Source organism: Streptomyces scabichelini (assembly GCF_011045015.1).
In the GTDB taxonomy this organism is placed as follows: domain Bacteria; phylum Actinomycetota; class Actinomycetes; order Streptomycetales; family Streptomycetaceae; genus Streptomyces; species Streptomyces scabichelini.
Genome location: NZ_JAAKZY010000120.1, coordinates 19743 through 31661 on the forward strand (window position 1 = coordinate 19743; position 11919 = coordinate 31661).

The 11919-nt window shown below is 67.7% G+C and carries 8 protein-coding genes; 3 read left to right on the forward strand and 5 right to left on the reverse strand.

The features are described 5' to 3' along the window. The first annotated feature begins 37 nt into the window (after positions 1-37). From G5C60_RS31015 to fxsT, 3 genes are read left to right on the forward strand one after another with little or no spacing between them, the layout of a single operon-like run. Complete coding sequence (locus G5C60_RS31015) at positions 38-1513, forward strand: VMAP-C domain-containing protein (RefSeq protein ID WP_165264319.1); 1476 nt, start codon at positions 38-40, stop codon at positions 1511-1513. After that, complete coding sequence (locus G5C60_RS31020; protein ID WP_165264320.1) at positions 1510-2634, forward strand: AAA family ATPase; 1125 nt, start codon at positions 1510-1512, stop codon at positions 2632-2634. Before G5C60_RS31015 ends, G5C60_RS31020 begins: the two co-directional genes overlap by 4 nt. After that, positions 2634-7082, forward strand: coding sequence for an FxSxx-COOH system tetratricopeptide repeat protein (fxsT, locus tag G5C60_RS31025; RefSeq protein WP_165264321.1), 4449 nt, complete (start codon positions 2634-2636; stop codon positions 7080-7082). Before G5C60_RS31020 ends, fxsT begins: the two co-directional genes overlap by 1 nt. Positions 7083-7089: 7 nt before the next feature. Here fxsT and G5C60_RS52425 read toward each other — a convergent pair whose 3' ends face one another. The 5 genes from G5C60_RS52425 to murC form a co-directional block, all read right to left on the reverse strand. After that, complete coding sequence (locus G5C60_RS52425) at positions 7090-8310, reverse strand: aKG-HExxH-type peptide beta-hydroxylase (RefSeq protein WP_241267204.1); 1221 nt, start codon at positions 8308-8310, stop codon at positions 7090-7092. Positions 8311-9076: 766 nt separating this feature from the next. Continuing rightward, on the reverse strand, positions 9077-9250 hold the full coding sequence (locus G5C60_RS31035; RefSeq protein ID WP_165264323.1) for a hypothetical protein: 174 nt from the start codon (positions 9248-9250) through the stop codon (positions 9077-9079). A gap of 101 nt (positions 9251-9351) precedes the next feature. Next, a complete protein-coding gene (locus G5C60_RS31040; protein WP_206440218.1) occupies positions 9352-9627 on the reverse strand; it encodes a CU044_2847 family protein in 276 nt (91 codons plus the stop codon). A gap of 193 nt (positions 9628-9820) precedes the next feature. Next, entirely contained in the window at positions 9821-10228 is a 408-nt protein-coding gene (msrB, locus tag G5C60_RS31045) for a peptide-methionine (R)-S-oxide reductase MsrB (protein ID WP_165264325.1), read from the reverse strand. Between the two features lie 13 nt (positions 10229-10241). Then, on the reverse strand, positions 10242-11630 hold the full coding sequence (murC, locus tag G5C60_RS31050; protein ID WP_165264326.1) for a UDP-N-acetylmuramate--L-alanine ligase: 1389 nt from the start codon (positions 11628-11630) through the stop codon (positions 10242-10244). Positions 11631-11919: the final 289 nt, after the last annotated feature.

The window sequence follows — 11919 nt, forward strand, 5'->3', positions numbered from 1 at the left end:
GCCTGTCCACGCCTTGATGCCTTACGGGAAAACGGGGATGGCGGACACAATCGACCACTCATCGGACTGGGCGCGCGCCAGCAGACTGGTGGAGGCTCTGGAGCGCACCAGGCCCATGGGGGATCCGGACCTGCGACGCCAGTGTCTGGAGGTGGCGGGGAGCCGGCTGAACATCGAACTGGCAGGGCTCGTGATGCAAGGTGTGAACACGCGAAGTCAGCTCTACGACGTCGTGAGCGTTCTGGGTGACATCCCCGGCGGCCTCATGGTGCTCGCCGACACCCTTCGCTTCTTCGCTCCCGGCGCCCGGTCCACGGAAGCGTTCCATCACCTGGTGCGCTCGACGTTCGTGCAACCTCCGCTGACCGAAGCCCAACTACGTGAAATCCACGACTTGTTGCGCCAGGCTCCCGGGGTGCCGGTCGGCCGGATCCATCGGGCGGCGCGTGGCACCTACGACCGGCTTCCCCCCAGGCACGAGGACATAGTTCTGGCCTTCGACCACCTGGTGGAGGCGAACGCGCGGGCGGACGGCCTCTTCCCCTTCATGCTGTACGTCGAGTACGTCGCCGCGCTCACGCTCGGCCGCCTGGGTCAGCGGTTGCGCCAGTGGAACGCTTCGGTGGCCGACGGCCTCGGCGTGCTCGACGCGCTGGAGGCACTGACCACCGAACTCGTCCCGGTACGCCTCGAGCACACCGAGGACACGGCCTACCTCGCGATCCAGATCGAGCGAGCGGACGACGGCGACGACAGCGTCGGCTACCTGGTGTCCTCGTGGACGAAGGAGGACGCATTCTCCCCCGCCTGTCCGGACTTCCTGGACTTCGCTTGTTCCGACGGCGATCTGGAGATGACTATCGAGCGCGCCATCTCCAGCGGCGAGGCATCCTTGGCAGGCCTCGACACACTCGTGCAGCTGGAATTCCTGCTCGGTCGCGACCTGGTCGACCTTCCCGTCGAGGAGTTCTCCACCCATCGCTCCTCCGGTCTGCCCCGCTCCCTGGTGCGCCACTACCAGATGGTGATCCGCAGCCTCGAACGGCAGCGCGACCCCGCGATCCAGCGGGTGTGGAAGCGACGCTGGCGCAGCATGCGCGACTCCCCGCACGAGTGCTCCTGGCACGCATGCGGCGGGCTGGGCGGACTGAGCCCCGCTGACCTGCAGGACGTCCTGGGCCGGGACATGGCCGGGCGGGTGGTCGCGATCGCCCTGCTCGACGCTCCCCGGAAACCCGAGCCCGGCATCGTCCACTCGTACGACATCGCCCTGCGTGAAGGCGTCCCCGCGATGCTGTGGAGCCGCTCGGCCGGTGCCGTCCAGACGCTCGGCGACCTGGCGAAGCAGTTGTTCACGGCGAACCAGCTGAACACGCTGGCTGCGAAGATCCGCGAGTCCCGGGGGTCACTCGTCTCCGACGAGGTGCTCCTGCTCATCGACGATCCCGAGAACGTCTACGTGCCTTTACGGCACTACCAGTCGCCGCAGCAGAGGGGAAGGACGCAGTCATGAGTGACGGCCGGCGCGACGACGACGGGTCCGCTCCGGATGCCGGACAGGGTCCCCGCCCTCAGAACTCCGCGCCGTGGTGGGTCTATCACGGCGACGGGCGCACCCTGGCGGCCCGTGATCTCGACGACGTGCTCATGGGCCCTCCTCCCTGGCGCACCTTCGACGGCGGCCCCTTGCAGCCGCGCCCGGCCGAGGACGAGGTAGAGGTGACGCGCCGGATCGGCCCCCGCGCACGGGACGGAGACCCGCAACGCCCCGTCAACGTGGACGAAGCGGACATGGTGAACGCGGCCCTGTATCTGCGCCGCCCTCTGCTGATCACCGGCCGTCCGGGCACCGGCAAATCGAGCCTCGCCTACCGGGTGGCGCGCGAGTTGCGACTGGGCCGCGTGCTGCGCTGGCCCATCACGACCCGTACGACGCTGCGCTCCGGACTGTATGAGTACGACGCGATAGGGCGGGCGCAGGATGCCGCCGCCTACCGCGCCGCGACGGAGGCGGAACCGGAGCAGACCGACAACCTGACCGGCCAACGGACCGGCATCGGCGACTACATACGGCTGGGCCCCCTGGGTACGTCGCTGCTGCCGTACCGCCTGCCGCGCGTCCTCCTCATCGACGAACTGGACAAAAGCGATATAGACCTCCCGAATGACCTCCTCAACATCATCGAGGAAGGCGAGTACGACATCCCCGAGCTGGTCCGATCGGCCCAGCGTGAGCCGGAGGCCGATGTCCTCACCGCCGATCCCGGCGTCACAGCCCGGATCGCGAACGGCAGGGTGCGCTGCCGCGCTTTCCCTCTGATCCTCATCACATCCAACGGCGAAAAGGAGTTCCCGCCCGCACTGCTGCGCCGCTGTCTGCGCCTTGAGCTGCCGCCGCCGGACATGGACCAGCTCGCCGCAATGGTCGCGGCCCGTTTCGGTCAACGGGCCGGTAGCCGCGGACACGAGCTCGTCCGGCTCTTCGTCGCCCGCAGCGCGCGCGAGGGCGGCATGTCGGCGGACCAGCTGCTCAACAGCGTCTATCTGGCGACGTCCGACCGATTCGACGCTGACAACCACTGGGACAGGCTGGTCAGCTCGCTGTGGCGCAGCCTCGACGCGACGAGGCCGTGATGGCTACCGCCCCACGGACTCCGGTGCCTCCGCCTGATCCGCTGGGCAGCGCGGATCTGACGCCGTACGAACTCTCCGACGGCCTGTGGCTCGCCATGTGCCTGGCCGGGCGCACCCGCCCACGGGACGGCGCGCCCTCCGTCGCCGAGCGACACCGGCACGAACCGCGGCCCGGCGAGCCGCCGCGCCCTGCCCCGGCAGCGGCACCCGTGCCGGACGGGGAGAACGGGGAACTGACAGAGCCTCGGCAGCCGTCGGCAGTGGCACCGGACCCGACGCCGGCGCTCTGGGCACCCGCCGCCCCCCGCGTCGTCGACGCCCCGGTCCCCGGTCCCCCGGCCGTCGACACGGTGTCCGACCTGTGGACCGCCGTACCGGGACTGGAGAACCGGCGGATGCTGGAACGGGCGTTGCGCCCCTTCCGTCGTACCGTCCCGTCCGCGCACAGCCGGGAGCTCGACGAGGAGCGGACCGCCGAGGCCCTTGTGGAGGCCGAGCCTCGGCTGCCCCGGTACCGTCCGGCCCGAGAGCGCTGGCTGGACCTGGTGCTTGTCGTGGACGCCGGGGCCTCGATGGCGGCCTGGCGCCACAGCGTGACCGAGTTCGCCCGACTGCTGAACGGCCTCGGCGCCTTCCGGACCATCAGCATCCGGTTGCTCAGCACGAACCAGGAGACCGACGGGGAGCTCCGGCTACGCGGCCCCAGCCCGTCCGCCCCCGCCTTCGACCTCCCGGACCCTGCGTCGCCGCCGCGGCGGCGAGCCGTCCTGGTGCTCACGGACGGTGCGGGAGCCGCGTGGCGATCCGGGGCCGCGCAACGGCTCATCGCACGCTGGAGTGAACGTGTCCCGGTCGTGGTCACCCATCTGCTGCCCCACCGGTCCTGGTACCGCACCTGGGTCGCCACCCGGCCCGCCCGCATCCGAGCCACCGGACCACTGGCCTGCGGCCCACGGCTCACGGCAGAGGTGTCGGCCGCGGGCGTCGCCGGTGCGAAGACTCCCATCGAGCCGGCCGTGCCCGTCATCGAGCTCGCTCCGCGATGGCTGGCGCGGTGGGCGCACCTGCTGACGGGCGACCCGGGCGACTGGCCCGGCGCCCGAATGCTGTCCACGGAACCGACCACGTACGAAACCGGTGCCGAGGACAGCGATCCCGAGGTGGACGACGACCTCGCCCCGGGGCGTCCACCGACGCCTGCCGAACGCATCCTCGCGTTCCGAGCCAGCTCATCCCCCACCGCTTTCCGGCTCATTCAGCAGCTTGCGGTCGCGCCACTCGACCTCGCCGTGATGGAGACGGTCCAGCACCTCACCCAACCGGGTTCACGTCCCGCGCACATGGCCGAGATCCTCACCTCGGGACTGCTCGTCACGGAGGATGGTCCGTCCACAGACCCCTTCGGACCGACTGCGCCCCGATACGCCTTCCTGCCGGGCGTGGCCGAGGAACTCCTCGCCACCAGCGGGCGAGCCGCTACCGCGGAGGTGATGCTCCACGTCATCACCCGCCTCGCGGTGTCACTGCCCGAGATGCGGGACCTCGCCCAGGTGCTCACGACGCCCTGGACGGACAGGCCCGTGGCGATGCCCGAGGAGTCGAGCAGCGACTTCGTTCCGTTCATTCGCACACTGCGCGCCCTGTCCGGGCCCTACCTGCCTTGGGCAGAGCGACTGAGTGCGCGCGTCAAGCGTTTTTCGGCACAGGGCATCGGCGTCGATCCCTTAGAATTCGGGGGATCAAACATGCCCGAAGAACCTGTGTCCGATCCTTGTTCAAAAACGGTCACAAAGCAGCATTCACGGGCCGTTCCCGAACGCGTGGCACCGATGCCCGAGGGACAGGCAGCGGCGGACAGAGGAGAGCCTGGTTCGATGAACGATGCATACGTACGGCCAATGGGGCCGGTGGAGCGAGCCATCGCCGAGCGGCGCAAGGCGGGCAGCCCGCCACCCGTTTGGGGGAATGTCCCGCCCAGGAATGTGAACTTCACCGGACGGGTGCTCGCCCTCCAGGATCTGCATGCACGTCTGACTCAGGGCACCACCGCTATTTTACCGGAAGCGCTGCACGGCATGGGCGGCGTCGGCAAGTCTCAAATTGCCATTGAATACGCCTACCGTCATAGTTCCGACTATGACATCGTTTGGTGGATACCCGCCGAACAACCAGCCCAAATCCGTGCTGCCTTCGTGGACCTGGCGCAACGCCTGCGACTGCCTACCAGTGCCGAAGCCAACACCGCGGTTCCAGCTGTCCTGGAAGCCCTTCGACTGGGCGAGCCTTATCGTAATTGGCTCCTGGTGTTCGACAACGCTGAAAGCCCGGAAACAGTCACACCATTCTTCCCACGGGGCGGCACCGGCCGGATTCTCGTCACTTCCCGAAACGGACAATGGGTCAACATGGCACGGACCATCGAGGTGGATGTTTTCGCACGCGCGGAGAGTATCGAGCTTTTGCGGCGCCGGGGCCCTGAGCTCACCGACGAAAAAGCGGACAGGCTGTCCGAGGCACTCGGCGACCTGCCGCTCGCCATCGAACAGGCCGCCGTCTGGCTCACCGAGACCGGCATGCTGGCCGAGGAATACCTCGAACTCTTCGAAGGTAAAAGGGAAGAGTTCGTCAACCGTCGTGCGGAGTTGCTGGAACTCGCACCGCCGATGGACTACCAGTTGCCCGTGGCAGCGGCCTGGAACGTGTCTCTGGACCGCCTGCGGGACACTAATCCGGGCGCACTCCAACTCCTCCAGGTCTGCGCCTATTTCGCACCTGAGCCGGTCTCCCGCAGCCTCTTCATCGCAGGCCGCAACGCCGCCCTGCCCGGGCTGCTCGGCCAGGTGCTGAGCGACCCGATCCGCCTCGGCCAGGCACTCCGCGAGGTCAACAGGTACGCACTCGCACGCATCGACCACCGCACCAACAGCATCCAATTGCACCGCCTCGTCCAAGCCGTACTCATCGACCAGATGAGCCCCGAGGAACGCGAGTCGATGCGCGAGGCGGCCCACCTGCTGCTCGCCGGAGGGGACCCGGGCGAGCCGGGAATGACGGCAAACTGGCCCCGCTACGCCGAACTGCTCCCCCACATTCGGGCGTCCCGAGCGGTCGATTGCGACAACCACTGGGTACGGAACCTGATCGTCAACACCGTCACCTACCTCTTCACCTGGGGCGACCACGACGCCTGCCTGGAACTGGCGCAGGAGGCACTGCAGACCTGGCGAGCCAACATCGGCCCCGACGACGCCCAGACATTGACCGTGGCCCGCTACTGCGGTCACGTCCTGCGCGCGCTCAGCCGGTATTCCGAGGCCTCGCAGCTCGACGAGGACAGCCTGGAACGCCGGCGCAGGACGGTCGGCGATACCCACGAGGACACTCTGCTCGCGGCCCGTGCCGTCGCCGTCGACATGCGCGCGGCAGGGGATTTCGCCTCGTCCGTCAAGCTCAACAAGGAGGCCTACGAACAAGCCGTACGCGCTTTCGGGGAACGTGATCCCCAGACGATCGCCGCAGGCATCGACTACGGTACGGCACTACGCCTGACCGGGGAGTTCACCACGGCCCGCGATCTCGACGCGGTCAGTCTCCAGCTCGCGGTCGACGTGCTCGGCGAGGACAGCCTGCTCACCATGATGCTCGTCAGCCTGCTGGCGGTGGACCTCCGGGAGTGCGGCGACTACGTAGGCGCCTGCGAGATGCAGGAGAACAACTCGATCCGCTTCGAACGTCTGGCAGGCAGCGAGACTCCCATCACCCTGATGGCACTGCGCCACCTCGGCGAGGCCCGCCGCAAAGCGGGAGACCACGAGGGAGGGCTCTCAGCGTGCCTGGACGCGTGGGAGCGCAACCGGCGCCGCTACGGTGACAACCACCTCAACACCCAGTGCGCGGCGTCGAGCCTCGTCATCGCCCAGCGCCAGGCCGACCGCCTGGACGAGGCCGTGGAGCTGGGAAGGAAGACACTGGACCAGTTCAAGAGGAGCCTCGGAGAAAGTCACCCCTTCACCTCCGGAGTCATGACGAACTTGGCGGTCTCGCTGCGCCGCAAGGGGCAAACGGAAGAGGCACTGGCTCTGAACCGGCAGGCCCACGACGGACTGATCGCAACCGTGGGACCGAACCACCCCTACACCCTCTCCGTCGCCATCAACCTGGCCAGTGACCTGTTCGCGTTGGGAAACACTCAGGATGCGGCCGAAATGGACGAGGAGACCCTGCGGCGTACCACCCAGGAACTAGGTGACCTCCACCCGACCACCCTGGCCTGTGCGCTCAATGTCTCGGCCGACCTCCGTACCCTCGGCAGGGCAACCCGGGCAGAGACCCTGTACGCCGCCACGCTCAGCTCCCTCCGTCAGGTTCTCGGCCAGGAGCATCCAGCTACGGCCGCCGCCACCAGGAGCGATCGTGCCGACTGTGACGCTGAGGTGTTCCAGATCTGACGACGCGCTACGTAGGGCGAGGCGGCGGTGCGGCCACCGCCTCCGCCCCACAACGCTGTCCGATCCACTCGGCCAAGGCAAACGCGTCGATCCGTACGGCATCTTCGAGCAGACGCAGGTAGACAGCCCGTACCAGCTCCGGTCGGCCCAGCAGTGCGGCCGCAACAGGCAGGTCTCCGTTTCCCTTGGCCGCCAGGCCAAGGCCTATCCATGGACTTGACGCCTCGGGCCGGATCGCCACCTGCCGCCGGTAGCCGCGCAGCGCTGTGTCGAAGTCGCCGTCCAGCAGGGCGATGTCGGCTGAGGTTGCGCCAAGAAGCTCCGGATACCTGCGCAGCCATTCGAATCTCTTCGGGTCCTCCCACCGGAGTCTCGCCAGATCGGACCGCACAGCCGCTTCGCGAGGCAGAACACCGGCCCGCACGACGGAGTTGTCCACCGCAGGACAAGCCGACAGCCGGCCTCCGTTCCAGTACGCGGCCAGCAACCCGGCATCGGACCCGGATGGTTGGCCGTTTCGCAGCCGCCACATACCGAGATGATCCGTAGCCACCAGAGCGGCGTCGGCCTCCACCTGCGGTGGCAGGGGTTCATCGCACCACCGGGCCAGGACCTCACGCATGTTCGTCACGAACCAGACGCCCAACTCGGTCAACTCATCCGATGCCAGCAGGTCGTCGATGACGGCCAGCGTGCCGCCACGCCAACGCGCGTAGGCGAATCGGGCCTGAAGGGCCTCCTGTCCTGGTGCCGTCGGGTGGTATCGACGCCAGAAGCCGACGACACCCAAATACGCGTACGCGCCCTGCATGAGTCCGGAGGCCGGGCGGGGATCAGGGCGCCAAGGAGCGTAGTGGAGAGGGCCGTCCCCGTCGCGTGTCAAGGTGATCAGGTCCAGCAGGGCGCCAAGTTTGACATGCTGGAACTCGTGGATCAGGCTGACGGCCAAAGACGCGGGGGACATGGGCAGTTGCATCATCGCACTGCCGAAGGCTTCGGGCGACGTAGCACTGTAGGGTTCCCCGTCCGTGGCGGGCGCCAGCGGGATCAGGGAACACATCGTTTCCGCAAGGCTGTCGGCGGTATCGGCTTGGCTGTGGACCAGAGCCTCCCAAGCGTGTTGCGCAAGAACCTGCCATCGATTCCGGCTCTGGACGTTCTGCACGTCAGGTTCCCGTCCTGCCGCGAAAGGCGCGTAAGGGTCGGTGTCGTCCAGAAAGAGCCGCAAGCTGTGACTTCCCTGGGCGGCCCGGACCTGCGGGAGCGGGCGCCAGCCGGACACGGGCGCATCCAGGGAGTCCGGCAGCAGAACGCACGCTCCTCTCGGGGTGATGACAGCCACGCTGCCGGTTCCCCGGCCCGCCCATCGCACGGTCGCGACTTGGGGTCGTGCGCTGTCGACGTCAGCGCGGGGGAGCAAGACCGTCCCCAGCGACGGTAAGTGAAGCGTGCCGCCGTCTTGTACGGGAACCCGCGCGTGGAATTCGACACCGGCTCGGATCGCGGCGGCCACCGCCAGGGTGTGGAAGTACCCGACCTCTGTCCATAAGGGAATGCTGCTGGACCTGACACCTCGCAGGCGCCGCAGCACATGTGCGGCCCAGACTCCGGTGGACGGATACATCAGTATCGTCTCAAAGGCATCCGGTTTCTCGTACTGCACTCTGCTGAGTAAATTCCAAGCAGAACGCACTGAGGACAGGGGACCCATCGTGGCGGGATCAGCCAAGACCGCTTCGAAAACCATGCGCAACAAGACGAGCCGTTTACTCTTCTGCCCTTCACGGAGCAGTCCGACGGTCTCTGGATCGCCGCCTCCCGTGGACAGTTGGGCAACGGCTCTCGCGGGCAGGCGATGTATGTCGGCGAAATCTTCCTGAGTTTCAGAAGAAAAGAGAGCGGAAGATAACCGTGGCCGATTCTTCTCCCTCAACTACTGGCCTCCAGTCAGAGCGGCGAGGCTGATCTCTCCCTGAAAGGTTGACGCAAGCCGCTCAGCAGTTGGTGCCGATCGCCGACGCCGTCAACGGCTCCGGCAGCTCGACCTGAAGAAGGATGCGCCGCACAGAGGGACCGAGGTCCTCCGAAGGACGCATCAGGAGTTCATCGAGGGACAGATCAGCCACGTTCACCAGTTCTGTCGCGATGTCGTGCTCTGCGCGTTCCATCCGACCAAACCCCCTGTGTGGTGGGGCCCTTGACGGGCCGCACCTCCCATGATGCCCGCGTACAGACAACGAGGGAAGGGCCCCCTGTCGGTGGGCCGAGGTCACTCATCCCCAGGGCTGCGGCTCCACTCCAGTGACACCACGAAGTTGGCCTCCGTGGCCCCTCGGGCAACGATCAGCCCGGCCTCCGCGGACAGCTTGATGCCGAACTCGACGCTCACCCGGTCCGGAGTTTCCGGAAGATGCCGCAGTTTCTCCCACACCGCGACGGCGACGGGACGAATTCTGTCGAGTGACTGCTGAAGGCTCTCCTGGGCGATCGCCGCCACTTGCCCGGGCCGTGCGACCCGGACGACGCCGTCGGTATCCTCCGACACCTCGACCCGGATGGATTCACTGCCATCGACCGGAACCTCGATCACATAAGGCACAACGCCCCCCCGTTTTCAGCCTGTTGACCGGTCCGAACCAACAGCAGAATAGAGCGCGCCGACGAGAATCCACCACTGGTCAACAGATCGTTCGGCAGGTCGGGCATCGTTCGAAAGACACCGCCGACGCGGCAGAGCGTCAGCCCTCGTCCGGTGTCAATCGCAGGGAAATGCTGTTGATGCAGTACCGCTGGTCAGTGGGCGTAGCGTAACCCTCACCCTCGAACACATGACCGAGATGAGACCCACATCGAGCGCATCGCACCTCCGTCCGCATCATTCCGTGCGACCGGTCCTCGATCAGCTCGACGTTGTCGGCCGACTTGGGGTCGTAGAAGGAGGGCCAGCCGCAGTGTGACTCGAACTTCGTGTCCGAGGTGAACAGTTCGGCGCCGCAGGCCCGGCAGGAGTAGACGCCCTTCGTCTTGGTGTCGGTGTACTCACCCGTGAACGCGGGCTCCGTGCCGGCCTGGCGCAGGACCGCGTACTCGGCCGGGTTCAGCTCCGCTCGCCACTGCTCGTCCGGCTTTTCGATGTCGTACGACATGAAGCTCAGCCCCTCACTTCGACTGAAGGCGGTCCAGGATCTGTGGGCCCAGGTCGGTTACGTCACCGGCGCCCATGGTGAGAACGAGATCGCCCGGCTTGGCCATTCCCGCGACCACGGCGGGGGCGTCCGCCTTGTCGTGGACCGGCGTCACGTCCGCGCCCGCCGCCCGCGCCGCGTCGATGATCAGCTCGCTCGTCACACCGGGGATCGGGTCCTCGCGCGCCGGATAGATGTCGAGGACGACCGACGCGTCGGCCAGGGACAGCGACTGGCCCATCTCCCGGCCCAGCTCCTGCGTACGGGAGAACAGGTGCGGCTGGAAGACCACCAGGATGCGACCGGAGGCACCTGCCCGCATCGCTTCCAGGTCGGCGGTCATCTCCGTCGGGTGGTGCGCGTACGAGTCGATGACCTGCACGCCCGCCGCCTCGCCCTTGAGCTGGAGCCGACGCTTGACACCGGTGTACGCCCCCAGCGCCACCGCCAGCTCAGCCGCGGGGACACCGAGCGCCACGCCCGCCGCCAGCGCGGCCACCGCGTTGCCCGCGTAGTGCCGGCCGGGCACCGAGACCGTGAAGGTCAGCTCCGAGCCGTCCAACAGAACCGTGACCTCGCTCTTCAGGCCGCGCGGCACGATCGAGACGATGCGTACGTCCGCGTCCTCTGCCTCGCCGTACGTCACGACCCTGGACACTCCGGAAACCCGCGACGTCAGCTCCCGCGCGCCCTCGTGGTCCGCCGAGATCACCAGCGTGCCGCCGGGCACGATCCGGCCCGCGAACGTCTCGAAGGACTCGTAGATCTCGTCCATGGACGCGTAGTTGGCGTGGTGGTCCAGCTCCACGTTCAGCACGATCGCCACCTCGGGCGCGTACTTGTGGAAGCTGCGGTCACTTTCGTCGGCCTCGGCGACGAAGATCTCACCGTCGCCGTGCAGCGCGTTCGAGCCGGGAGCGTCCAGGTCCCCGCCGATCGCGTACGAGGGAGCCAGGCCGAGCTCCGACAGCGACACCGCCAGCATGGACGTGGTCGTCGTCTTACCGTGCGTACCCGCCACCGCGAGGGGCCGCAGTCCCTCCATCAGCGAGGCGAGGGCGTCCGACCGGTGCACCACCGGAATGCCGAGCTCGGCGGCCCGGGCCAGCTCCGGATTGTCGGCACGGATCGCGGACGACACGACCACGCATGTGGCGTCGTCCGCGAGATGCGAGGCCGCGTGCCCGATGTGCACGGTCACCCCCAGCGCCCGCAGCGCATCGGCGGTCGCGGACTCCTTGGCATCACTCCCCGCCACCTTGGCCCCACGCTGAGCAAGAATCTTCGCGATGCCCGACATCCCGGCCCCGCCGATCCCGATGAAGTGCGGTCGGTCCATGGCGGTAGGAAGGCCGGCTGCCATGCGTGTTTCTCCCAAAGGTGCGACAACGTTTCGCGCCAGGGGCGCGGCCCCAGCCTATTCGGTGCCGCACTGGCCCACCGTGTGCCTCCGGCGGTTGGACGGGTGCCTACGGGGGTGGTGGGTTGGGTTCGTGGGCGGCTGCAGCGCCGTCGTGGCTGGTCGCGCAGTTCCCCGCGCCCCTGAAAAGCAAAAGCCTGCGCCTGCCCGTACCCCGAAAAAAGCCCGCACCCCCAACTACCCGCACCCTCCCACCGGCGGGAGGGGTCGTGGGCCGGTGCGTCGTACGCCC

What these genes read in the sequence shown, in the direction of transcription:
- G5C60_RS31015 (WP_165264319.1), top strand. Translation starts at nt 38, where the DNA reads ATGGCGGACACAATCGACCACTCATCGGACTGGGCGCGCGCCAGCAGA.
- fxsT (WP_165264321.1), top strand. Translation starts at nt 2,634, where the DNA reads ATGGCTACCGCCCCACGGACTCCGGTGCCTCCGCCTGATCCGCTGGGC.
- G5C60_RS31020 (WP_165264320.1), top strand. Translation starts at nt 1,510, where the DNA reads ATGAGTGACGGCCGGCGCGACGACGACGGGTCCGCTCCGGATGCCGGA.
- murC (WP_165264326.1), bottom strand. Translation starts at nt 11,630, where the DNA reads ATGGCAGCCGGCCTTCCTACCGCCATGGACCGACCGCACTTCATCGGG.
- G5C60_RS31035 (WP_165264323.1), bottom strand. Translation starts at nt 9,250, where the DNA reads ATGGAACGCGCAGAGCACGACATCGCGACAGAACTGGTGAACGTGGCT.
- msrB (WP_165264325.1), bottom strand. Translation starts at nt 10,228, where the DNA reads ATGTCGTACGACATCGAAAAGCCGGACGAGCAGTGGCGAGCGGAGCTG.